The sequence below is a fragment of the Caballeronia hypogeia genome (assembly GCF_001544875.2).
GTDB classification, from domain to species: Bacteria; Pseudomonadota; Gammaproteobacteria; order Burkholderiales; family Burkholderiaceae; genus Caballeronia; species Caballeronia hypogeia.
This window is the reverse complement of the sequence record NZ_FCOA02000024.1, coordinates 20634-42831: the sequence shown is the minus strand read 5'-3', so window position 1 is coordinate 42831 and position 22198 is coordinate 20634. Positions and strand designations below refer to the sequence as shown.

The window sequence follows — 22198 nt, the reverse complement described above, 5'->3', positions numbered from 1 at the left end:
CGATGTGAAATATTAAGTAATGGATATTGAAATTTAATGGCGTTTTGAAAATATACTTCTTCGGGAATGCGTGCGAGGGCGGATGGCGTCGTCAAAAAGGAGAAGAAGATGAAAAGACTCAGAGGCTTGGTATTGGTGCTTTTATCAGGATTGCTGATAAGTGGATGCGGAGGCGGTGACAGCGGTGGCGGCGCCCCGAGTTCGACAGTGAAGAGCGCGGTCGAGGAATCGAGCGCAATGGACAAGACCACGATCAAGGGATATGCGCTGTCTACCGTGATCTGGAAGCAGGTTCCCATCGGTGTTTGCTGGGACATGAGCAACACTGACTTCGCGCTGTATTCGAACGAGCGCAACTGGAGTCGACAGGCGGTGCAGGACAGTTGGGAAGAAAACTCCGGCGTCGAGTTCACTGGCTGGCAGCAGTGCACCAATGATCCCAACTACTACGGCATTCGAATTACCGTTGAGGATGTTGTCGGCTCGGGCCCGCACACGATGGGCCTGGGCACGATGTTGAACAACAAGGTGGGGGGCATGGCCCTCAATTTTACGTTCAAGAACTGGAGCCCGGACTGTCAGCGGAATAAGGAATACTGCATTCGCAATGTCGCGGCGCATGAATTCGGCCATGCGCTGGGGTTCGCGCATGAGCAGAATCGGGTCGATACGCCATCTTCATGCAAGGAGCCTGCACAAGGCACCAGTGGCGACACGATGATCGGCGCGTGGGATCTCGCTTCGATCATGAACTACTGCAATCCGGAGTGGAACGGCAACGGCAAGCTGAGCGCTACGGATACTGCGATGGCGCAGAAGTTCTACGGGCTGCGCAAAGTCAACGGAACCGTCTACGCGTTGTCGAGCGGCGTCGCTCCGATCAAGGTTACTGCCTACGATATCGCTACTCGCGCCGCGAAAGCTTCGATGGATCTCAAGCCATTGTTTTCGACTGAGCGTGTCGAGCACTTGTTCGCGAGCGTCGATGGGCGACGCGTGCACGTGGACGTGTCGGAGAAGGCCGGGCCGCACCATGTCTTGACCATTGACACCGCGACCAACTCGGTTTTGAGCACCACTGATTTGATGCGGGCGACCACCTATCCCTATTCGGTTCAACCGGCGCTGGATGGAAGGCTGATCTACCAGACCGCAAGTAACACGATCGGAATTTTCGATACCGACTCCGGGCAGATGACGAAGAAGATCGTTTTGCCAGCCAAATACGATCTGATCAAACTTGCGACAACAAAAGGTGACTCAGGCGGCGTCTACGTTCTGACGAACACCGGATACGCGGCAACCGACAATCAGGAGATCATCCGGGTCGATCCTGCCACCGGCGCCATCACGCGAACCTATACGCTGGGCTTGCGTCCGAACAGCCGAATTGCGCAACTTGCCGTCACCTCCGACGCGAAGAGGGCCTATTTCTTCAACTTCACGTCGACGACGGCGGGCAATATGTCGGAGCTGGATTTGACGACCGGCAACATACGCGCGCTGACGGATCTTTCCGAGCAGAAGCCAACTTTCCTGGCCGCAGTCACCGACCAGCAAATCCTCTACGCCGACGACAACTATACGAGCGCGAATCCGATCATTCTCTATGACGCAGTCGGCCGGAAGAAGACGATTCCGTTGGCGACGGCGATCTTGCTGGAGCAGGTGCAGTACGAGCCGAAAACCGGATCGATTTTCCACGCTCGAGGCACGAGTGACTCTGTGAAGCAGTTGCAGCCTCAGACGGACGGAACATATAAGAACATCGACCTCGACATGAGGACTTCCGGCACGCAGGGCGGTGTGGCTCCATTCGTGTTCGTCCCGCGCTGAGCACGATTTGAGGAGGCGGAGTTCGATAACAAACTCCGCCGCGGGCGGCGCCTCCGATGTCTGCTCTTCGGAAGGCCGCTGCCTGCGCCCGGACCGTGTTCTTCGAATGACGAGCGGGTCCGAGCGCCGTAGTGGTCAGAAAAAGTTTTGGCCGAAGCAAGGGATGACCGTGGTAGCCACGGAGTCGCTGCTTTCGGGCGAGCCCTCGCTGAAGGCCGTGATCCTCGCTTCAGAGTTGGAGGATGTGCAATAGACGTCGGCCGTCTTCAGAAACGTATTGGAAATCGTTGCGTTCGTGCCGGCCCAGTTGTACCGCTCGATCGTTGAGCCAGTTCTTTCCCCGGCCACGGAGCACGCCATGATCGGCGTGCCGCTGGGCGCGTCTCGACCGGTCGGATTGCAGGTGAGCGAGACGGAGTTCGCAGACCGCGGAGACTTCGCTAGTGCAGGCGGGACGAGAGATACAAATGTACCGATCGCAAGCGCCACGATGGCAATGCCTTTCCTGTTCATTTTATTTCCTCTGGAGTTCGAATCAATCGTGTCGTCCCGTAAGGGACCGATCAATCCTAGGCTTACGGCGTCGAAAGTAGAACCGCGAATTGTCTGAATTCCGGCGTGTCGCCATGGGGAACATCTGTCATGCGTTGATCCGAAGCACGCCACGAACAAGATCGTCCGTTCGCCAATTTTGGATCCAAAATCCTTGATTCAATTTTAAAATGAGCGCACAATCGACCCACTCTGGACCCACGCCACCGAGGGAGCCACCATGCCCGATCGTGCCCAGGCCGTTGCGAATCCCTATGCCACGGCAGAAAGCCCGCGCATCTCGTCCCAGTCCAGCCGCGCCGTCACGGCCGCCGTGGTCGGCAATATTCTCGAATGGTTCGATTTCGGCACTTACGCGTTTCTCGCGACCGTCATCGCCAAAGTGATGTTCCCCGCCGGCGACGACTTCGCCGCCATGCTGGGCACCTTCGGCGCGTTCGGCCTTGGTTTCGCGGCGCGCCCGCTCGGCGCGATCATCTTCGGCTGGCTCGGCGACACGAAAGGCCGCAAGTGGACGCTCACTTTCGTGATGCCGCTGATGGCCGCCGCCACGCTGTTCATGGCGCTGCTGCCCACTTACGCGTCCATCGGCATATGGGCGCCGATCCTGCTCGTCGCCGCGCGCATGCTGCAGGGCATTTCCGTGGGCGGCGAGCTGGGCAACGCGGTCGCGTTTCTCGTCGAATGGGCGCCGCAGAACAGGCGCGGCTTCTACGGCAGCTTCCAGCAGTGCAGCACGCTCGGCGGCATGCTGCTCGGCTCGGGCGCCGCCGCGCTGATGACGACGCTGCTCTCCCCGCAAGCGATGCTCGACTGGGGCTGGCGCGTGCCGTTCATCATCGGCGCGGTGGTGATCGGACCGATCGGCTGGATCATCCGCAAGCGCAGCGAAGAGACGCCCGTCTATCAGAGCGCATCCGACCAGACGCCGAAGGCGAAAGGCCGCGCGCCCGCGCTGCTCGGCCTGCAAGCGTGCGGTCTCGTGATCGTCTGGACGGTTTCCCTGTACGTGCTGCTCAACTATCTGCCGTCGTTCACGACGAAGTACGTCGGCGTCAGTCCATCCACGGCGCTGTGGCTCAACACGGCGGGCCTGATCGTGATGACGGCATCGATTCCGTTCTGGGGCGCGGCCTCCGACCGCTTCGGCCGCAAGCCGATCTACGCCATCGGCTGCGTCGCGTTTCTGGTGCTGCCGTATCCGATCTTCCATCTGATGCTCGCGTATAAATCCGCGGCCATCGTCGGCGCGGTGCAGGTTCTGGGCGGCGTGATCATCGGCATCTTCTCGGGCGTCGGTCCCGCCGTACTCTCCGAGCTTTTCCCGACGAAAATCCGCACGACGTGGATGTCGATCGGCTACGGCATTGCCAATGCGGTGTTCGGCGGTTTCGCGCCGATGATCTCCATCGCGCTGATCAAGACCACGGGCTCGCCGCTTTCGCCCGCGTACTTCGTGATGCTCGCCGCGCTGCTTTCGACCCTCACCGTCATGACGATCCGCGAAACCGCTCACGATCCGCTGCAATGAACGAAGAAATGAATGATGTCGTGGTGATCGGCGCGGGCATCGTCGGACTCGCATGCGCGTGGGCCACGCTGCGCGATGGCGCACGCGTGACGATCGTCGATCGCGACTTCGAAGGCGACCGCGCGTCGCACGGTAACGCGGGCGGCATCGCGGTGACCGAGAGCACGCCGATTGCCGTGCACGGCATGTTCACGAAGGCCGCGAAATGGCTGATGGACCCGCTCGGACCGCTCGCGCTCGACTGGAAACATGTGCCGAAGGCGCTGCCGTGGTTCATGGCGTTTCGCCGCGCGACCGAGCCGTCGCGCTATCAGGCGATCTCGCACGCGCTCGCGCTTTTGAACAACCGCGTCTACGACGACATCCTGCCGATGTTCGACGACATCGGCGCGGCGTCGATGCATTATCGCCAGGGCGCGCTCACCGTCTACGAAACCGACGAAGCCTTCGCCGCCGACCAGGCCGAATGGTCCTTCAAGCGCGAACTCGGCGTGCGCTGGCGCGCGCTGAACGCGGCGCAAGTGCGCGAATGCGAACCGGCGCTTGCGCCCGTGTTCAGGCATGGCGTGTTTCTCGATGACTGGTCGCACATCGGCGATCCGCGCCGCATCGTCGAGTTGCTGCGCGAGCGCGTGCGTGCGCTGGGCGCGCGCTTCGTGACGGGCGTCGCGCGCGCGATCGAAGCGCCCGATACGGTTTCGCTCGATGACGGCACGCATCTGAAAGGACGACGCATCGTCGTCTCGGCGGGCGCGTGGTCGGCGGCGCTGGCGAAAAGCATCGGCGATAACGTATTGCTCGAAAGCGAGCGCGGCTATAACGCGACCTTGCCGCGCCACGGCGTCAGCATGACGCGCGAGGTGATCTTCGCGGAGCGCAAGTTCGTCGCGACGCCGCTCGATGTGGGCTTGCGCATCGGCGGCGCGGCGGAGTTCGCGGGCATCGAGGCGCCGCCGAACTACCGCCGCAGCGACGCGTTGCTCGCGCTCGGCAAGCGCTTCATTCCCGGCATCGACGATAGCGGCGCGAAGAAGTGGATGGGCCATCGTCCCGCGACGCCCGACTCGTTGCCGGTGATCGGCGCGTCGCCGCGCCTGCCCTCGGTGGTCTATGCGTTCGGTCACGGGCATCTCGGCCTGACGCAATCGGCGACCACGGCGGCGCTCGTCGCCGATGTGCTCGCGGGCCGCACGCCGCGTGTGCCGCTCGCCCCGTATTCCATCGCAAGATTCGACCACTGACATTCATTGGAGAGACGACATGCAAGTGAACTGGAAAGGCGTGTTCCCCGCCGTCACGACGAAGCTCAAGCAAGACGGCTCACTCGATCGCGACGCCATCGTGAGCGGCCTGAACCGGCTGATCGAGAACGGCGTCGGCGGCATCGTGATGATGGGCATGGTCGGCGAGAACGCGCAGCTCACGGCCGAGGAAAAGCGCACGGTGCTCAAGATCGCCGTAGAGACGGTGAAGGGCCGCGTGCCGGTCATCTCGGGTCTCGCGGAGCTGAACACGGCCAACGCGACGCAGTTCGCGAAGGACGCGGAAGCCATCGGCGTGCAAGGGCTGATGGTGTTTCCGGGTTTGACCTATCGCTCGGACGATCGCGAGACGGTCGAATACTATCGGTCGATTGCGCGCTCGACGAAGCTCGCGCTGATGCTCTACAACAATCCGCGCGGCTATGGCGTGGACCTGCGTCCCGATCTGCTCGCGCAACTCGCCGATGAACCGAACATCGTCGCGATCAAGGAAGAGACCTACGACACGACGCGCGTCACCGATCTCTTCGCGCGTTTTGGCGAGCGCTTCGTCGTGTTGTGCGGTGTCGACGATCTGATCGTGGAATCGGTCGCGCTCGGCGTGACGGGCTGGGTCTCGGGCATGGCGAACGCGATGCCGAAGGAATCCGTCGACTTGCTGAACCACGCGGTGAACGGCGAGTACGACAAGGCGCGCGCGCTTTATCGCGCGCTGATCGACCTGTTCCATCTCGACACGCACGTGAAGCTCGTGCAGTACATCAAGCTCGCGGAGAACATCACGGCGGGTTATCCGGAATACGTGAAGGCGCCGCGCCTGATGCTCGAAGGCGAGGAGCGGCAGCGCACCATCGAGATCGTCGAAAAGGCCATTGCCAACGTGAAGGCGCTCGCGCGATGAAGTCCACGTTCTTCTGCATCGACGGCCACACGTGCGGCAATCCGGTGCGCGTCGTCGCGGGCGGCGCGCCGCCGCTGCAAGGCGCGAACATGATCGAGCGCCGCGCCCATTTTCAGCGCGAGTTCGACTGGATTCGCACCGCGCTGATGTTCGAGCCGCGCGGACACGAAGTCATGTCCGGCAGCATTCTTTATCCGCCGACGCGCGCCGACTGCGATCTCGCGATTCTCTTCATCGAAGTGAGCGGCTGCCTGCCGATGTGCGGGCACGGCACCATCGGCACGGTGACGACGGCCATCGAAAACGGCCTCGTGCGACCGCGCGAGCCGGGCGTGCTGCGGCTCGATACGCCGGCGGGTCTCGTCGTCGCGCGCTATCGGATGAACGGCGAGCACGTGGATTCGGTGCAACTCGTCAACGTGCCTTCGTTCCTGCATTCGCGCGACTTGTCCGTCGATGTCGATGGCATCGGCGAGATTCGTTTCGATGTCGCCTATGGCGGCAACTTCTATGCGATCGTCGAGCCACAGCGAAACTATGAAGACCTGCGGGCGCTTACGCCTTCCGACATTCAGCGACTGAGCCCGGTGCTGCGCGCGAAGGCGAACGAGAAGTACAGCTTCGTGCATCCGGAAAACGAAGCGATACGCGGTCTGAGCCACGTGATGTGGACCGGCGATCCGACCGTGGAAGGGGCGAGCGCGCGCAATGCGGTGTTTTACGGCGACCGCGCCATCGACCGCTCGCCGTGCGGCACGGGCACGTCGGCGCGCATGGCGCAGCGCGTCGCGAAAGGGCAGTTGAAGATCGGCGAGCGCTTCGTGCATGAGAGCATCATCGGCACCTTGTTCGAAGGCGTGCCGCTGGAAGCGGCGCGCGTCGGCGAGTTCGCTGCGATCGTGCCCGCCATCGAAGGCTGGGCGCGCGTGACGGGCCACAACACGATCTTCGTCGACGACCGCGATCCGCTCGCGCACGGATTCCTGCTGAAGTAACGGGAGATTTGAAGCCATGCTGATTCTGAAAAACGCCCGCGTGCTGGATGTCGATCACGAACGCGACGACGGCCGCTATTCGATCGTGATCGATGGCAATACGATTCGCGAAGTCACGCGCGAGCCGGTCGATGCCGGCGGCGCACAAGTCATCGACGTGGGCGGCAAAACGGTGATGCCCGGCATGGTCGACTGCCATGTGCATGTGATCGCGTCCGTCGCGCATCTCGGCAACAACAGCCGTCTGCCGAACACGTTCGCGGTGCTGCGCGCCGTGCCGATTCTCGCGGGCATGCTCAATCGCGGTTTCACCACCGTGCGCGATGCAGGCGGCGCGGACTATGCGCTCTCGCGCGCTGTCGAGGAAGGCGTGATCGCCGGGCCGCGCCTGTTCGTCGCGGGCAAGGCGTTGTCGCAGACCGGCGGTCATGGAGATTTCCGCGAGCGCTTCGATAACTCCGATCCCGACCCGTGCGGTTGCAATCGCAACATGGGCGCGATCGGGCGCGTGGTCGACGGCGTCGATGAAATGCGCAAGGCCGTGCGCGAGGAAATGCGCGCGGGCGCGAATCACATCAAGATCATGGCGTCGGGCGGCGTGGCGTCGCCGACCGATCCGATCGGCAACCTGCAATTCTCAGTCGATGAAGTGAAGGCCGCCGTCGAGGAAGCGGAGTCGCATCAGACGTATGTGATGGCGCACGCGTACACGGCGAAGGCGATCGCGCGCGTCGTGAAGCTCGGCGTGCGCACCATCGAGCACGGCAATCTGATCGATGAAGAAGCCGCGAGCATCATGGCGGAACACGGCGCGTATGCGGTGCCGACGCTCGTCACGTATGACGCGATGTCGAAAGTGGGCGCGCAAATGGGGCTCGCGCGGGACACGCTCGACAAGAACGAATCGGTGCGCAAACGCGGCCTCGAAGCACTCGCCATGCTGCACAAGCGCGGCGTGAAAATCGCGCTAGGCAGCGATCTGCTCGGCGACATGCATCAGTATCAAAGCGACGAGCTGTCGATCCGCGCGGATATCGTCGGTGCGTTCGAGGCGATTCGCCAGGCGACTGCGATCGGCGCCGAAGTCGTGAACATGAAGGGCAAACTGGGTGTTGTCGCGGCGGGCGCGCTCGCGGATTTGCTGGTCGTGGACGGTGATCCGCTGAAGGATATTCGCGTGCTGACGGGACAGGGCGAACGCATCGTTGGCGTGATGAAAAACGGAGTGTGGGTGCGCGAGACGCTGGGCTAGCGCGTGCTACGATGCCGCAAATTAATCCATAAGAAAGCGTAGAACGACATGCCTCCGGTCGCCCTCAAAACCCGCCGTGCCGATGACGCTCCAGTCGCGAGCGAATCGACTCACAAGATCGTGCGCACGACCACGGTCGAGCTCGTCACGACGGCGATCCGGCAGCGCATTCTTTCGGGCGATCTCGCGCCCGGCGAAGTGTTGCGGCAGGAAGCGCTCGCCGACGAACTCGGTGTGAGCCGCGTGCCGATCCGCGAGGCGATCACGCGCCTGACCGGCGAGGGCCTGTTGACGAAGGTGCCGCACAAGGGCGCGTATGTCGCGGAGCTTTCCATCGAGGAAGTGCAGGAGACGTTCGAGATTCGCCTGCGTCTGGAGCCCTGGCTGTTTTCGCAGGCGATTCCGCATATCACCGATGCCGAAATCGCGAAGGCCGCGAAGCTGGTCGAAGAAATGGATCAGACTGAATCCGGCATGTGGGGGCAACTGAACTGGCGCCTTCACGAAACGCTCTATCTGCCCGCGCGGCGCGACATCACCTTGCAGATGCTGCGCGTGCTGCACGATCGCAGCGACCGCTACTTCCGCTTTCAGGTCGTGCAGGTGCCGATCCGCGAGCAATCCCACGACGAGCACATGAGTCTGATCGACGCATGCCGAAAGCGCGACGCGAAGCTCGGCGCGAAGCTGCTCGAACATCACGTGAAGACCGCCGCGCAGCAGATCATCGCGGTGGTCGAAACGATCATGGCGCGATGACGCGCACGCTCGCGGGGCGCGTGGCGTCGCGCGCATCGATTTCGATGTGATCGTTCGCCGCGGCGATCTGCGCGAACGCGGATTCATCGACCATCACGACCGGCACGTTCGACGCGTACAGTTCGTTCGCGACGATCGCACCGATCGAGAGAATCAAATCACGCTCGGTAAGCACGATGCCGGATGGTCCCGTGCCGTTGCGCAACGCTTCGGCCAACACGCTGCTGCTCGAACTCGATCCGCGCGCACGCGGCATCACCAGGATGCGCGATGCGAGCGACTGGCCATGACCGGCATGCGTCGCATCGACGATCACGCCGCGCTGCGCGTCGTAGCCGCCCCAGAGGCTGAGCGGCGGCAGCGCGATTCCCTTGGCGCGCGCGTGTCCCGGCACGAGTGCGACGGCTTCAAACGTTTTCATCGATGCACACCTTTCCTTCGAATGCCGAACGCACGCATTCGCGCATGCTGCCGAACGCGACCGTCACGCCGATATTCGCGGGCGCGTAATGCGCCCACTTGCCCGAGTTGGTCATGACGAGCCCGCTCATCTGCTTCATGACCGGCGTGATGTACGTGCATGTATCGACGACGATCTGCACGCCGCGCGCAGCGAGCTTCTGCGCGATGCCTTCCTCTTCGAGTTGCCAGAGCACGAAGCGGCTCGTGTTCACGTAAAAATCGCAGCGCGGCGCGCCATCATGCTGCTCGAAGAGCGCGGCAAGCGCGCGGAATTCATCGACGGAAAAATGCGGCGTGCCGAGACTCACGGCGGCGAGCGCGTCGCCCGGTTTCGCGTGGCTCCAGCGACGGCGTATCGCGACGAGATCGGCGGCGCTCACCTTCAGCGTGCGTTCGGGCGCGCGCCCTTGCAACGCGGCGTCGAGGGTCGGCGCTTCGGGCGTGATGCCGACGGCATGAAAAAGCGCCACCGAGCCGCTCGATGCCGCCGCCGCGCCGAGCGCCTTCAGTTCGTCCTCGGTGGTGTCGTCCGGCAGACCCGTGATGGCGGCGACCGTCGCGCCGACCTCGCCGCCGAGCAGAAAGCCGAGCGCGGCGAAGTCGGCATCGCGATGCGTCGATACGCGCAAGTCCGGCGCTTCGATCACGACGCGCGCGGCGCGATGCGCCGTTACATGCAGGCCCGCGTTCGGCACGCGGCCGGTGATGGCGGCGGCGAGATCGAGGAAATCGCCGTAACGGCTCGTGCGCGCGCCGAGCACGGAGTTGGCGAACACGATGGCGTTCGATTCCGCCCACGCGATCTGATCGCCCAGCTTCGGCCGATGCTTCAACTGATAAGGCGCGCACGTGAAGCTCGCCTCGCAGCCGAGTTCGAGATGCGCCTGCATGAGCCGCTTGCCCGCGCTCGCGATGTGCGCGTCGCCGTGAAACAGTTCGGGATGGATGAGATCGAGCGAGCCGACATTGAGCGTGGTCGGCACGGCGACGCGCGCGCCGCTCGCGACGAAGCGCTCGACGAAATCGAGGCTCGCGGCGCCGTGATAGAGACAGCCGTCGATATGCGCCGACGAAACATCGATAAGCGTGTCGGCGTGCATGACATGCGCCGTCGCCGCGACGATGCGCATGGCGAGCGCGAGCCCGTCGCCGAGATCGCCGTTGAGCATCGCGGTGTCGCGTGGGGAGAGTGTGAGCATCCGGTCCGGTATCGAGCGATGAGGAACGTCAGCGCAGGATAACGGATCGGCGCACGAGGCTCAAATCAATATCGCGCGTAGACGATCCCCAGGATCGTCGCTTCGTCGTCGAAGACTTCGAGCGTGTCGGTCAGCGCCGTCACCGGTCCGGCGTGGTTCACGAAGAGCGCATACGCGAGCCGCCGCCCGCTCTTCGCGTCCATGTAGCCGGCCATGTTCATCGCGATCATCTGGCCGCCGGAGACGGTCGCGCCGCTCTTCACCGCGATGTGCTCCTTGCCCGGCACGTTCTTGCCGATCGCCGCGAGCGAGCCGTCGACGCCCAGGATCGACAGCGCGTTGCGATACACCGGATAGATCGGCATGCGGCTCATCACGCTCAGGAGCGTTGCGGTCGTGCGGGCTGTCGCGCGGCTGTCGGGCGAGCCGCTGCCGTTGGTCGGAAAATCGAAGCCCGCGGCATCGAGGCCGAGCACGCCGGTCAGATACTGGCGTTCCGTGCCGAGCGCGGCGTCCACGGTTTGCGCGCCTTTCGTCAGACCCTGATACATCAGGCTCAGATTGGCGCCCGTGTTCAGGCTGACCTTGAGGATCAGCTTCGCGATCTCGGAGTAGGGCAGGGACGTGAAGCTCGCCACCTGCGTCGCGCTCGAATAGCTTTGCGTCGATGGCAGTCTGCTCGCGTCGTTCGGCTGCACCGCGGGCGCCGCGACGGTGACGCCCGCGCGCGTCAACGCGTCGATGAACGCTGTGCGGGCGAACGACGGCGGGTCTTCCACTCGCAGATTGCTCACATAGAGGTCGTTACCGACGAGCGGCGAGGTGTAGCCGAGCGGAATCGTCGCGGGCGTGGACAAACTCGCCGCGCCGGAGATCGTGCCCTTGCAGCCGGGCGAGGCGAGACAGCTCAGCGCCCCTTCATCGAGCGTGTCGCCCGATGTGACGATATCCGCCGTGGCGTTGGCGGCGCTCGTGAGCGTGACGCCCTGCATCGTCATCGCGCTGGTGCGTGGCCGCCAGTCGAGCCGGCCCGGTTGTCCGGCCGCGCCGCCGGGCGCGAGCGTCACGTCGATCACGTTCTCGTTGATGAGAATCGGCGAGATCAGCACATTGCCGTTCGGCACGCGGAAGGCATCGAAGAGCCTGGCGTCGACGATCACGTCGCCGCTCACCGACGTGATGCCCGCCGCCTTCACCTGCTGCGCGAGCTGGTTCACGGCGGTCAGCGGATCTTCGGGCGTGAGGATGGCGCCATCGAATGCGCGCGCCTCGTTGTGATCGAAGTCGGTGAAGTCGATCGTGCCATCGGCCTTCTGGCGTCCGCCGAAGGTCAGGTCGCCGGACGCCTTCAGGATCAGGTCGCCGGTGAGCTTGCCGGATGAATCGATCGCGCCGTTGCGGTACACAGGCGTCTCGAAGCGATGATCCGCGCCGATCGCATTGAGGGCGGTTCCCACCGAATAGAGCTTGCGCACGGAGCCCGTGAACGAGAGCACGTCCGGCTGCAGGGCGTAGAGCGTCTCGCCGGTGGTGGCGTCCATCACGACCATCGACCATTGGGACTTCGCGCTCGCGTAGCGCGGCTTGTTCATGACCTGCTGGATCGAATCGTCCGACGAGCCGCCACCGCAGCTCGCGGCGAGAAGGCTGGACACAAGCAACATCGGTACAGCCAGTTTTCTCGCGCGCATGGCGGATTCTTGTTGGTCGTTATGGGAGTGTGTTCAGAATAGGATGCGGTCTGGTGGAATTCAAAGCGATCGATCGACGAGGCGCGGCCGTCTCGCGCTCGATCAATCCGATGCCGCCGTCGCATCGGCCTTTCGCACGACCCGGCTCACGACTCGCATCGCACCTTCGCGTGCCTTCTTCACGAACTGTTTGCTCATGTAGCCGGTTTGTCCCCACGCCGTCGCGATCACCATGAGCGACGACGTCGCGTATTTCTCGCCCGCGCTCCACGAGGTTTTGTAGCGTTGTTCGCCCGAGCCGAAATCGAAATCGAGCCGATGCTCGAACGCCCATTTCACGCATTCGTCGACGAGGATCGTGCCGGGCGACAGCTTTTTTTGGTCGAGGTCGTAGGTGTTCGCCACGAGATAGGCGGTGTCGCTGGCGATTGCCACGATGTTCGCCGCGACAGGCTGACCGTTCAAAGTCAGCACGAACAGCCGGAACATGCCCGGCGTCGACTGGCGGCGGGCGAGCAGCGCGCTCCAGAGCTTCGGGCTTGCATCGGAGAACGTCCACTCGCTGGGCGTGGCCTTGTCTCCCGCCCATTTGCGCTTTTGCACGACGAACCATTCGATGAGCGGCAGCATGCGCTCGTCGGCCGGATCGATGACCTGAATCGCGTACTTGCCCTGTTTCGCCATACGCCGTTTCAGATACTCCGGCGCGTTTCGTTCGCGCGCCGGACGGGAGCGGCAATACGCGTCCCAGTCATGCACGTCGCGCAGCGCGGAGAAGGGTGTGTATTCCGCGATTGCACGCGCCGTCACGCCGTTGTGCGACAGGCACGCGTGCAGCAGCGATGTCTGTCGAAGGTGCCACAGCTCGAAGACATCGGCGCGGGTCGTGGCGATTGCATTGCGCCACGCCGCCTCGACGATCGCGGCGGCATCGCGTTCAGGCGCGACGAGGATGTCGCTCGGTGACTGGTTGAGCGGCGCGAGCGGCTCCGCGAACTTCCAGCAACTCCGATAAGACGCGAGCAGCGGCCACACGACGACCAGTCTTCCATCGCGCCGCCCGACGATGCAGTGAAGCTTGCGCCGTGTATCGACATGCTCCGCCATGAGGCTGCCGTGACAATACTCGAATGACTGAAAGTACTCGCCGTTCGCGCGCTCGAAGAGCTCGTCCCATTCGGCCTGCAGCGCGCGAAACTTCCCCGTGTCGCGACAGGTTTCGAAAGTTATCGGACTGCCCGCGAAGAGCGCGTCGCTTTTTCTCGGAATCCAGTTCATTTCCAGGAACCTGCAAGCTGGATGACGCCGGTCGACGTCATCGCGTTATCGAATTGCCTTTGTTGTTCTAATCATGTGACGGTGGCCGTGGTCTCGCCAGCGCGTTCAGTGTCGCGTCGTGCGGTGCGGCCGGACTATGCGTTGCGGCACATTGCTTCGTCCGCCTCGGGCTTCCACCTATGGGTCACCTCGTCGCGGGCGCACGGTCGTGCGGGTATCGGCTTGCGAGCAATGTGTCACGGCGCGCGCACACTATGTCTTGCCGCATTTGCCAGGCGCCGCGCCGGGCCTTGAATCGACGACGATGGCATCGTCCTTGCATGTGCTCGTCCCTTTGGTCTTTCGAACCCTCGTCTACATTCTTAAGGAGAGCAAGCATGAGCCTGGATCTGACGTTCCGCGCGGGAGAAGCAACCGTTCTGGCCGCGCCCGGCCAGGCCACCGACGCGATGCCGGAAATTCTGATCGGCCGCGTCGACGGACCGGTCGGTCACGCATTCGCGAACATGATGGCGCAGTCGAAAGGACATACCGCGATGTTCGCGATTCGCGCGTGCAATCAGCTCGTGCGCCCGGCGACGATGATCGTCCCGAAGGTGACGCTCAAGGACATGGCGAATATCGACCTGTTCGGCGGCGTGGTGCAGTCGGCGACGGCGGATGCCGTGGTGGATTGCCTGATCGAAGGCATCCTGCCGAAGGATCAGGCGAACGAGTTGTGCATAATCAGTCTGGTGTGGATCGATCCGCGCTGCGCGACCGACACGACCCTCGACAAGAAGGACATGTACCGCACGAATTACGAAGCGACCAAGCTCGCCATTCAGCGCGCGATGAACAACGAGCCGAGCGTGGAGGAACTGATCGCCAATCGTCACAAGATCAAGCACGACATGGACGACTGGAGCTGATCCGTCATGACGACGATCGTCCGCGAGTGCGTGCTCGACACGTCCGCCGCCGATGCCTGGGCCGTGCTGCGCGATCCGCTCGGCGCGGGGCGCGCGTTCGCGGGCGTGCTCGTCGATGTGCGGCTCGATGGCGATGTGCGCCATGTCACTTTCGCGGGCGGCAACCTCGTGCAGGAGCGCATCGTCGCGATAGACGATGCGCGGATGCGGATCGCTTATACGGTCGTGGGCGGGCGCTTCTCGCATCATCATGCGTCGATGCAAGTCGTGCCCGCCGCCGATGACCGGTGCCGCTTCGTGTGGATCAGCGACTTCCTGCCGGACGAGCTGCGCTCTTTCGCGGAGCCGCTCGTCGACGCCGGGTGCGCGGCGATAGTGCGGAATCTTCGTCGGTAGGCACGGCGCGCGTTTTGCGCAGCGCCGCGGCGGGCGGCGCGAGATCCGCCGCCTTCAAGGTGAAATTGACGTGCACGGTGTCATACGGGAACACGATGGCGCCGTGCTCGTCGTGTTCCAGCAGGCCCGCTTCGAGAAGCGCGTGGACGTCGCGATGCACGCCCTTGATGTCACGCCCGATACGCCGCGACAGTTCGCGGATGGACATGGGGCCCGCGCCAGTCATCGCGCGAATGATTTGCCAGCGCGGCGTGGTGAAAGTTCTGAAAAGCAGTTCGGGCGTGGCGTAGGAGAAGAAGTGGCCCTGGAATTTGCCGCTCTCGACGGCCGTGAGCGCGCGATTCATGACCTCGTCCAGCGACGACACCACGATCCTGGCAGTCTTGTTCATGTTGACCTCCATCTTTTCCAAATTTCCATGTCCGATCTGAAATCGGCCAGCAACTGTTTCAGCGACGAAAATGCATACGATGACTCACGGTTGACGGAGTGCCGATGGTCGCCTTTACCACGCTCGTTGTCGTATCGCAGCACGCATTCGCCGTCGACGACATAGGCAAGCCTGTACTTGTAGCAATGCCTGCTTCCCGGCACGGGTATGGGGACTTCCCAGATATTCAGGTCTACTAGCGATCCGGGCGACAGTTCATCACGCTCACCGAGGATGAGCCTTGCTTTTGTGTTGGACATTCTGACAACGCCTGTGGGTGTTGTCAAATGCTCCAACATGCGCGGCTCCTTCGCCATTTGCCGGACGGACGACTTGACTTCGCGGCGCTTCGGTCATCGCAACGGCGCGTCACGGGACGCACGTGCACTTCGTCTGCCAAGCGCGCGAGACGCTGCTAGACTGAAAAAAGCTGGCCGTCGCGCCCGGAGCGCGCAGTGCGCAGGTCCGTCGGACCTGATCGCCGGTTCCGCCGGAAGGAGCTTTCGTGACGAATCGAAGTCAGATTCATCGTCCGTCTGGCCAGCGGCGCGGCGCGTGGCATCGTGCAGCGCAGCAAGCGCAATCGGTGTGAGAACCTCTTCGCCTTATAGCTGTCATCTATCGACGGCATTGCAAAAATCGCTTTTTATTGATGGTCGCTCTCACGTATTTTTTAAGATGCGGAAGGCTGGCTCGGACGGGTGCGCTCGTCGGGATGCACGCCGCGAATGCCCTCATCGGACCGGGCTGGAGATGAAGCCCGAAGTCATGTAGTAGAACAACTAGTGGGTACGTCCTCGCAAGGAGATAGCGCATGTCAAATGAATCGAAGTGTCCGTTCACTCATGCCGCTGGCACCGGCACGAAGAACAGCGACTGGTGGCCGAGGCAGCTACGGGTGGACCTGCTGAACCAGCACTCCGGCAGATCGAATCCGCTGGGCACCGGCTTCGACTACGCCGAAGCATTCAAGAGCCTCGATCTGGCCGCGGTCAAGAAAGACCTCGCGGCGCTCATGACCGATTCGCAGGATTGGTGGCCCGCCGACTTCGGCCACTATGGGCCGCTGTTCATCCGCATGTCGTGGCACAGCGCGGGCACGTACCGGATCGGCGACGGACGGGGAGGCGGCGGACGCGGCCAGCAACGTTTCGCGCCGCTCAATAGCTGGCCGGACAATGTCAGTCTCGACAAGGCCCGTCGTCTGCTCTGGCCCGTCAAGCAGAAATACGGGCAGAAGCTGTCGTGGGGCGATCTCATCATTCTGGCCGGGAATGTTGCGCTGGAAACGATGGGCTTCAAGACCTTCGGCTTCGCAGGCGGCCGCGAGGACACGTGGGAGCCGGATCAGGACGTCTACTGGGGCAACGAAAAAACCTGGCTGGGCGGGGATGTCCGCTACGGCAAGGGCGCGGCCGGCAACGACGACGATCAGGGCGTGATCACCGCCGATGAAGAGAAACACGGCGAGGAAGTCAGCCGGACGGACAACGGCCGCAATCTGGAGAATCCGCTGGGCGCGGTGCAGATGGGCCTGATCTACGTCAATCCGGAAGGCCCGGACGGCAACCCCGATCCGCTCGCGGCGGCGCATGACATCCGCGAGACTTTCGCGCGCATGGCGATGAACGACGAGGAAACCGTCGCGCTGATCGCGGGTGGACACACCTTCGGCAAGACGCACGGCGCGGGTCCGGCCGACAACGTCGGCCCCGAACCCGAATCCGCCGATCTCGAGAACATGGGCCTCGGCTGGAAGAACGGCTTCGGCAGCGGCAAGGGCGCGGACACGATCACGAGCGGTCTGGAAGTCACGTGGTCCTCGACGCCGACGAAGTGGGGCCAGGGCTTCTGGGAAAACCTCTTCGGCTACGAGTGGGAGCTGACGAAGAGCCCGGCGGGCGCGAATCAGTGGGTCGCGAAGGATTCGGGCGAAACGATTCCGCACGCGCACGACGCATCGAAGAAGATCAAGCCGACGATGCTGACCACCGACCTTTCGTTGCGCTTCGATCCGGAATACGCGAAGATTTCGAAGCGCTTCTGGGAGAACCCCGACCAGTTCGCCGACGCCTTCGCCCGCGCGTGGTTCAAGCTGACCCACCGCGACATGGGGCCGAAGGCGCGCTATCTCGGACCGGAAGTGCCGCAGGAAGAACTTCTGTGGCAGGACCCGATTCCGGAGGTCGATCATCCGCTGGTCGGCGAGCAGGATGTCGCGGCGCTGAAGCAAAAGGTGCTGGCCTCGGGCCTGTCGATCTCGGAACTGGTGTCGACCGCGTGGGCGTCGGCATCGACCTTCCGTGGATCGGACAAGCGCGGCGGCGCCAACGGTGCGCGCGTGCGTCTCGCTCCGCAGAAGGACTGGGAAGCCAATCAGCCCGAGCAGCTGGCCAAGGTGCTCAAGACGCTGGAAGGCATCCAGGGCGAGTTCAACGGCGCGCAATCCGGCGGCAAGAAGATTTCCATGGCCGACCTGATCGTGCTCGCGGGCGGCGCGGCAATCGAGAAGGCGGCGGAAAAGGGCGGCCAGAAGGTCACGGTGCCTTTCACGCCGGGTCGCATGGACGCGACGCAGGATAAAACCGATGTGCAGTCGGTCTCGGCGCTCGAGCCGGTCGCCGACGGCTTCCGCAACTTCATCAAACCGCGCGTCGGCATTCCTCCCGAGGCGCTGCTGATCGACCGGGCGCAACTTCTGACGCTGACCGCACCGGAAATGACGGCGCTCGTCGGCGGGCTGCGCGCGCTGCACGTCTCCGGCGCGAAGAACGCTCACGGTGTGTTTACCGACCGGCCGGAAACGCTGACGAACGACTTCTTCGTCAATCTTCTCGACATGAACACGGAGTGGCAGCCGCTGTCCTCGCGCCGTGACGAGTTCGAGGGACGCGACCGCAAGACGGGGCAGCGGAAGTGGGTCGGCAGCCGCGTCGATCTGGTGTTCGGCTCGCATTCGGTGCTGCGCGCGCTGGCCGAAGTCTATGCGAGCGCCGATGCGCAGGAGAAGTTCGTCAAGGACTTCGTCGCGGCCTGGGCCAAGGTGATGGATCTGGACCGCTTCGACTTGAAGAAGTAAGCGTCGATCGAAGTACTGCGGTCTGAAGCGCGATGCGGCTCCGGTTCTTTCGGAGCCGCATTTTTTTTGGTTATTCGCGGCGAGCGCGCGCTGGTCTGCAAGCGCCTGAATCGCTTGCTCGCTTGCCCAGGCGACATGTGGCGTGAGAATGAGTGCCGGGTGGTCCAGGATTTCGCGCAGCGGATTGTCATCCTGTAGCGGCTCGCGGGTCACCACATCGAATCCCGCGCCAGAGATCGCGTGGCTCTTGATGGCGCGAACCAGTGCTGCCTCATTGACCAGTCCGCGGCGCGCCGTGTTGATGAGAAGAGGGCGCTGCTTCATGCGATGCGTTCTTCGCGCCATGCAGGATCCCGTCGCCTACGGAATCTGATCGAGATTCCGCTTTGCCTCCAGCAATTGAATCAGCAATTTATCGCGCTGCCGAAGCATTTCCGGGAAATCGTACGGCGTGAGCTCGGCATCGACGCCTTGCGCGATCGACTCGATATACGCGTCGTTCTCGGGATAGCTGCCGAGATCGCTGGCCCATTCACGCTGGGCCGGTCCCAGATGCTGCAGCACATGCGTGATCCCGCCCCGACCTCCGGAAGCGTGAAGGTTGAGGAATGGTCCCAGCAGCGCCCATCGCAAGCCCGGACCGTAGGCGATGGCCGTGTCGATCGCCTCCACCGACGCCACTCCGCGCTGCACGAGGCTGATGGCTTCCTGCCATAGCGCCACCTGCAAGCGGTTGGCGATATGACCTTTGACTTCCTTGTCGATCCTGATGGGCTTCTTGCCCGTCGCCGCGTAAAACGTCATGGCACGCGCGACGTTTTCGGGCGATGTCAGCCGGCCGCCGCCCACCTCCACCAATGGAATGACGTGGGACGGATTGAACGGATGCCCGAGGAGGATTCGTTCGGGATGTCTGGCGCCCTCCTGAATCTCGCTGACCGACAGCCCCGACGACGATGACGCAATGATCGCGTCCGCCCTGGCGGCGGATTCGATGTCCGCGATCAACGCTCGCTTGAGCGCCAGGCGTTCGGGTCCGCTCTCCTGGATGAAGTCGGCATCGCGCACGGCCGCGCCGACATCGGTCGTGAACGTCAGGTTCTGAGGCGAAGCGCCGTCTGCCAGCCCCAGTCTCTCGGCTGCCGGCCAACTGTTGTCGATCCAGTCACGCAGACGCGACTCCGCTCCGTCGCCGGGATCGGTCGCCGTGACCGCGAATCCTTGCGCGAGAAAATGGGTGGCCCAGCCCGCGCCGATCACGCCCGCGCCGACGATCGCCACATTGACGATTCGCTCGTTCATGCCTGCGTTTCCAGGCAGCCCGAGCGGGCGGCTTCGCGCAACGGCTTGAGGCCGATGATCTCGCGCGCCTCGGCGGGAGTGGCCGGTTCATAGCCCATCTCGCGGACCAGACGCACGAGCCGCTCGACCAGTTGCACGTTGGTGGCCAGTTCGCCGTGTCGGTAGTACAGGTTGTCTTCGAGGCCGACGCGCACGTGTCCCCCCAGCAGGAGCGAATTCATCGCGGCCGGCAACTGGGCCGCGCCGATGGCGCTCACGTTGAAGACAGTGTTGCGGGGCAGGTGATCGACCATGGTCTGCAACAGGCGCGGCGTGTACGGCAGTGCGCCCTGGAACGCATTGGCGCCGATGACGATATTGATGAAGTGCGGCGCGTCATCCAGCCCCTCGTTGATGGCGCGCTGGACATCCTGAACGATATCGGCGAGACCGAACACTTCCCACTCCGGCTTGATGCCGCGCTGCTTCATCATCTCGGCGATTTGCCGGATGCGCGTGGGCGGCGTCGCCACCAGAATCTCCTTGCCGCCGAAGCTCGCGATCACCGTCTGCGCATCGAGCGTGCACATCTCGACGCCGTCGCCCTGCATGCCTTTCAGGCGTTCTTCCCACTGAATCTCCCACAGGCCGTTGTCGAGTTCGCGAACCATGTCGCCGTCGACGCCGCCGCCGGTGGAGTTGTTGAGGATGATGTCGCACTTGTCGCGAATCAGCCGGTTGATGTGACTGTAAATGGCCGGATCGCAGGTGGCCTGATCGTCGGGACGCCGTGCGTGCACAGCGACCACGCTCGCGCCGGCGTTGTAGCAGCGGTAGGTGTCGTCGGCGATCTCCTGCGGCTGCGTCGGCAGGTGCGGGTTCATTTTCTTGGTGGCCATGCCGCCGGTCGGGGCGACGGTCACGATGACTTTGGGCTTGCTCATGTAATGTTCTCCAGGGAAAAGTTGGGTCAGTGGCTAGCGTCATCGGCTGAGCCGACGCGCACCGCGCTCTTCGGCAGGCCCAGCAAGATCGTCAGGCCACCGATGATGACGAGTGCGGTCAGGGCGAAGAGGCCCATCTGAATGCTGCCGGTCACGCCCTTGATCCAGCCGATCAGCGTCGGGCTGACGAAGCCGCCGAGGATGCCGAGGGAACTGATCACGGCGATGCCCGCCGCCGCCGCTTCACGGCCGAGGTACGTCGGGGGAATCGACCAGAACAGCGAGCCGCCGCCAAAGATGAAGAACGATGCGATGCAGAGCAGCACCATCACCGGAACCACGGCGGCGCCGAGAAAGGACGTCGAGGCGAGGGCTACGGCGCCGAGGGCCAGCGTTCCCCCGACGTGCCAGCGCCGCTCCTTGAAACGGTCCGAACTGCGGCTGATGATCAGAACGCCGAGCGCGCCGAAGATATAAGGCACGGCCGTATACCAGCCGATGGTGGCGATCTGTGCGATGCCGAGGCCTTTGATCATGGTCGGCAACCAGAACGTCAGCGTGTAGACCGCGCAGGCGCAGCAGAAATAAACGAAGGCGAGCACATACGTCTTGGGATCGGCCAGCGCCGCGGCGAGCTTGCCGTGATGCGCGGCCTTTGCGTCGCCGCGATGATCGGCATCGAGGACCGACTGCACCAGCGTTTTCTCGGCGTCGTCAAGCCAGGGCGCGCGCGCCGGTTTGTCCGGAAGCATGCGATACAGCAGGATTCCGAGCAGGACGGTCGGCAGACCCTCGACCAGAAAGAGCCACTGCCAGCCGTGCATGCCACCGATGCCTTCCATGCCGCTCATGATCGTTCCGGAGAGCGGACCGCCGAGGACGCCCGTAATGGGCATGCCGAAGAGAAAAAGCCCCGTGACACGACCGCGACGCTGGCTCGGATACCAGTAGGTCAGATACAGGATGATGCCCGGAAAGAATCCCGCTTCGAAGATGCCGAGCAACAGCCGGATGCCGTAGAACTGCCACGGAGCGGTGACGAAAGCCGTAGCGGCTGACGCAAGACCCCACAGCACCATGATGCGCAGAAAGGTCAGCCGCGCCCCGATCTTTTCCAGCAGCAAGTTGCTGGGCACTTCGAACAACAGATAGGTGACGAAGAAAATGCCCGCGCCGAGTCCATAGACCGCGTCCGAGAAAGCGAGGTCCTGCTTCATCTGCAACTGCGCGTATCCGATATTGATCCGATCGAGAAACGCGAAGACATAGGCGAGCAGCACCATCGGCATGATGTGCCAGGTCACCTTGCGAAAGACGGCGTCTTCCGCCATCTGGGCCGACGGGGTTGCGACGGGCGCGGCTGCGACGGGCAGCGAACGAGCGCGAATCATTGCGTGTCTCCGGGTCTTGTATGACACGCATTATTTCGGGCGACCGTA

General features: G+C 63.3%; 20 protein-coding genes and 1 pseudogene. 10 read left to right on the top strand and 11 right to left on the bottom strand.

Translation table 11 applies throughout. The features are described from left to right. Nucleotides 1-108 precede the first annotated feature (108 nt). The gene (locus AWB79_RS27550) at nucleotides 109-1836 is read left to right on the top strand and encodes an ATPase (protein WP_082862489.1); all 1728 of its coding nucleotides are present in this window, start codon (nucleotides 109-111) and stop codon (nucleotides 1834-1836) included. A gap of 135 nt (nucleotides 1837-1971) precedes the next feature. Here the strand turns inward: AWB79_RS27550 and AWB79_RS39730 are convergent, their stop codons facing one another. Further along, nucleotides 1972-2349: a hypothetical protein gene (locus AWB79_RS39730; RefSeq protein WP_157695868.1), complete on the bottom strand. Its 378-nt coding sequence runs from the start codon at nucleotides 2347-2349 to the stop codon at nucleotides 1972-1974. 259 nt (nucleotides 2350-2608) lie between these two features. Between AWB79_RS39730 and AWB79_RS27540 the strand changes: the two genes are divergently transcribed. Genes AWB79_RS27540 through AWB79_RS27515 form a run of 6 tightly spaced genes read left to right on the top strand, consistent with a single transcriptional unit; the run spans nucleotide 2609 to nucleotide 9088 of the window. Next, on the top strand, nucleotides 2609-3919 hold the full coding sequence (locus AWB79_RS27540; RefSeq protein ID WP_061170622.1) for an MFS transporter: 1311 nt from the start codon (nucleotides 2609-2611) through the stop codon (nucleotides 3917-3919). After that, nucleotides 3916-5160, top strand: a complete 1245-nt coding sequence (locus tag AWB79_RS27535; protein ID WP_232471047.1) for an NAD(P)/FAD-dependent oxidoreductase — start codon at nucleotides 3916-3918, stop codon at nucleotides 5158-5160. Before AWB79_RS27540 ends, AWB79_RS27535 begins: the two co-directional genes overlap by 4 nt. Before the next feature lie 19 nt (nucleotides 5161-5179). After that, nucleotides 5180-6082: a dihydrodipicolinate synthase family protein gene (locus tag AWB79_RS27530; RefSeq protein WP_061170621.1), complete on the top strand. Its 903-nt coding sequence runs from the start codon at nucleotides 5180-5182 to the stop codon at nucleotides 6080-6082. Next, nucleotides 6079-7077 carry a 4-hydroxyproline epimerase gene (locus AWB79_RS27525; protein WP_061170620.1) on the top strand — a complete coding sequence of 333 codons (999 nt, stop codon included), beginning with the start codon at nucleotides 6079-6081 and terminating at the stop codon, nucleotides 7075-7077. The genes AWB79_RS27530 and AWB79_RS27525 overlap by 4 nt, the downstream gene beginning before the upstream one ends. A 16-nt stretch (nucleotides 7078-7093) precedes the next feature. Beyond that, nucleotides 7094-8329 (top strand): metal-dependent hydrolase family protein, encoded by a 1236-nt coding sequence (locus AWB79_RS27520; RefSeq protein ID WP_061170619.1) that lies wholly within the window; start codon nucleotides 7094-7096, stop codon nucleotides 8327-8329. A 48-nt stretch (nucleotides 8330-8377) separates the two neighbouring features. Further along, nucleotides 8378-9088 carry a GntR family transcriptional regulator gene (locus AWB79_RS27515; protein ID WP_061170618.1) on the top strand — a complete coding sequence of 237 codons (711 nt, stop codon included), beginning with the start codon at nucleotides 8378-8380 and terminating at the stop codon, nucleotides 9086-9088. Here the strand turns inward: AWB79_RS27515 and AWB79_RS27510 are convergent. The 4 genes from AWB79_RS27510 to AWB79_RS27495 all read right to left on the bottom strand — a co-directional run bounded on the left by AWB79_RS27510 (nucleotide 9075) and on the right by AWB79_RS27495 (nucleotide 13718). Beyond that, on the bottom strand, nucleotides 9075-9509 hold the full coding sequence (locus tag AWB79_RS27510; protein ID WP_061170617.1) for an aconitase X swivel domain-containing protein: 435 nt from the start codon (nucleotides 9507-9509) through the stop codon (nucleotides 9075-9077). The genes AWB79_RS27515 and AWB79_RS27510 overlap by 14 nt on opposite strands. Further along, the gene (locus AWB79_RS27505) at nucleotides 9496-10749 is read right to left on the bottom strand and encodes an aconitase X (protein ID WP_061170616.1); all 1254 of its coding nucleotides are present in this window, start codon (nucleotides 10747-10749) and stop codon (nucleotides 9496-9498) included. The genes AWB79_RS27510 and AWB79_RS27505 overlap by 14 nt, the downstream gene beginning before the upstream one ends. A 65-nt stretch (nucleotides 10750-10814) precedes the next feature. Beyond that, complete coding sequence (locus AWB79_RS27500) at nucleotides 10815-12404, bottom strand: D-alanyl-D-alanine carboxypeptidase/D-alanyl-D-alanine-endopeptidase (protein ID WP_198399111.1); 1590 nt, start codon at nucleotides 12402-12404, stop codon at nucleotides 10815-10817. A gap of 138 nt (nucleotides 12405-12542) precedes the next feature. After that, the gene (locus AWB79_RS27495; protein WP_061170614.1) at nucleotides 12543-13718 is read right to left on the bottom strand and encodes a GNAT family N-acetyltransferase; all 1176 of its coding nucleotides are present in this window, start codon (nucleotides 13716-13718) and stop codon (nucleotides 12543-12545) included. Between the two features lie 377 nt (nucleotides 13719-14095). On the opposite strand from AWB79_RS27495, the gene fae reads away from it, so the two are divergent. Next, nucleotides 14096-14629, top strand: a complete 534-nt coding sequence (gene fae / locus AWB79_RS27490) for a formaldehyde-activating enzyme (protein WP_061170613.1) — start codon at nucleotides 14096-14098, stop codon at nucleotides 14627-14629. Nucleotides 14630-14635: 6 nt separating this feature from the next. After that, nucleotides 14636-15025: an SRPBCC family protein gene (locus AWB79_RS27485; RefSeq protein ID WP_061170612.1), complete on the top strand. Its 390-nt coding sequence runs from the start codon at nucleotides 14636-14638 to the stop codon at nucleotides 15023-15025. On the opposite strand, the gene AWB79_RS27480 is transcribed toward AWB79_RS27485, so the two are convergent. After that, on the bottom strand, nucleotides 14934-15416 hold the full coding sequence (locus AWB79_RS27480; RefSeq protein ID WP_232471046.1) for an HVO_A0114 family putative DNA-binding protein: 483 nt from the start codon (nucleotides 15414-15416) through the stop codon (nucleotides 14934-14936). The genes AWB79_RS27485 and AWB79_RS27480 overlap by 92 nt on opposite strands. Beyond that, nucleotides 15413-15754 carry a toxin-antitoxin system TumE family protein gene (locus AWB79_RS38520; RefSeq protein ID WP_198399110.1) on the bottom strand — a complete coding sequence of 114 codons (342 nt, stop codon included), beginning with the start codon at nucleotides 15752-15754 and terminating at the stop codon, nucleotides 15413-15415. The genes AWB79_RS27480 and AWB79_RS38520 overlap by 4 nt, the downstream gene beginning before the upstream one ends. A gap of 515 nt (nucleotides 15755-16269) precedes the next feature. Here AWB79_RS38520 and katG point away from each other — a divergent pair. After that, nucleotides 16270-18534 (top strand): catalase/peroxidase HPI, encoded by a 2265-nt coding sequence (katG, locus tag AWB79_RS27475; RefSeq protein ID WP_061170610.1) that lies wholly within the window; start codon nucleotides 16270-16272, stop codon nucleotides 18532-18534. 90 nt (nucleotides 18535-18624) lie between these two features. On the opposite strand, the pseudogene AWB79_RS38515 reads toward katG, so the two are convergent. From AWB79_RS38515 to AWB79_RS27460, 4 genes and pseudogenes are all read right to left on the bottom strand, one after another. After that, nucleotides 18625-18879: pseudogene (locus AWB79_RS38515) on the bottom strand (NAD(P)-dependent oxidoreductase); the annotation flags it as partial. Between the two features lie 15 nt (nucleotides 18880-18894). Then, complete coding sequence (locus AWB79_RS27470) at nucleotides 18895-19836, bottom strand: 3-hydroxyacyl-CoA dehydrogenase NAD-binding domain-containing protein (protein ID WP_061170609.1); 942 nt, start codon at nucleotides 19834-19836, stop codon at nucleotides 18895-18897. Continuing rightward, nucleotides 19833-20759 (bottom strand): beta-keto acid cleavage family enzyme, encoded by a 927-nt coding sequence (locus tag AWB79_RS27465; RefSeq protein WP_061170608.1) that lies wholly within the window; start codon nucleotides 20757-20759, stop codon nucleotides 19833-19835. The genes AWB79_RS27470 and AWB79_RS27465 overlap by 4 nt, the downstream gene beginning before the upstream one ends. 26 nt (nucleotides 20760-20785) lie before the next feature. Then, a complete protein-coding gene (locus AWB79_RS27460; RefSeq protein WP_061170607.1) occupies nucleotides 20786-22150 on the bottom strand; it encodes an MFS transporter in 1365 nt (454 codons plus the stop codon). Nucleotides 22151-22198 lie beyond the last annotated feature (48 nt).

Coding starts and splice junctions, on each gene's coding strand:
- AWB79_RS27550 (WP_082862489.1), top strand. CDS start 109: ATGAAAAGACTCAGAGGCTTGGTATTGGTGCTTTTATCAGGATTGCTG.
- AWB79_RS39730 (WP_157695868.1), bottom strand. CDS start 2,349: ATGAACAGGAAAGGCATTGCCATCGTGGCGCTTGCGATCGGTACATTT.
- AWB79_RS27540 (WP_061170622.1), top strand. CDS start 2,609: ATGCCCGATCGTGCCCAGGCCGTTGCGAATCCCTATGCCACGGCAGAA.
- AWB79_RS27535 (WP_232471047.1), top strand. CDS start 3,916: ATGAACGAAGAAATGAATGATGTCGTGGTGATCGGCGCGGGCATCGTC.
- AWB79_RS27530 (WP_061170621.1), top strand. CDS start 5,180: ATGCAAGTGAACTGGAAAGGCGTGTTCCCCGCCGTCACGACGAAGCTC.
- AWB79_RS27525 (WP_061170620.1), top strand. CDS start 6,079: ATGAAGTCCACGTTCTTCTGCATCGACGGCCACACGTGCGGCAATCCG.
- AWB79_RS27520 (WP_061170619.1), top strand. CDS start 7,094: ATGCTGATTCTGAAAAACGCCCGCGTGCTGGATGTCGATCACGAACGC.
- AWB79_RS27515 (WP_061170618.1), top strand. CDS start 8,378: ATGCCTCCGGTCGCCCTCAAAACCCGCCGTGCCGATGACGCTCCAGTC.
- AWB79_RS27510 (WP_061170617.1), bottom strand. CDS start 9,509: ATGAAAACGTTTGAAGCCGTCGCACTCGTGCCGGGACACGCGCGCGCC.
- AWB79_RS27505 (WP_061170616.1), bottom strand. CDS start 10,749: ATGCTCACACTCTCCCCACGCGACACCGCGATGCTCAACGGCGATCTC.
- AWB79_RS27495 (WP_061170614.1), bottom strand. CDS start 13,718: ATGAACTGGATTCCGAGAAAAAGCGACGCGCTCTTCGCGGGCAGTCCG.
- fae (WP_061170613.1), top strand. CDS start 14,096: ATGAGCCTGGATCTGACGTTCCGCGCGGGAGAAGCAACCGTTCTGGCC.
- AWB79_RS27485 (WP_061170612.1), top strand. CDS start 14,636: ATGACGACGATCGTCCGCGAGTGCGTGCTCGACACGTCCGCCGCCGAT.
- AWB79_RS27480 (WP_232471046.1), bottom strand. CDS start 15,416: ATGAACAAGACTGCCAGGATCGTGGTGTCGTCGCTGGACGAGGTCATG.
- AWB79_RS38520 (WP_198399110.1), bottom strand. CDS start 15,754: ATGTTGGAGCATTTGACAACACCCACAGGCGTTGTCAGAATGTCCAAC.
- katG (WP_061170610.1), top strand. CDS start 16,270: ATGTCAAATGAATCGAAGTGTCCGTTCACTCATGCCGCTGGCACCGGC.
- AWB79_RS27470 (WP_061170609.1), bottom strand. CDS start 19,836: ATGAACGAGCGAATCGTCAATGTGGCGATCGTCGGCGCGGGCGTGATC.
- AWB79_RS27465 (WP_061170608.1), bottom strand. CDS start 20,759: ATGAGCAAGCCCAAAGTCATCGTGACCGTCGCCCCGACCGGCGGCATG.
- AWB79_RS27460 (WP_061170607.1), bottom strand. CDS start 22,150: ATGATTCGCGCTCGTTCGCTGCCCGTCGCAGCCGCGCCCGTCGCAACC.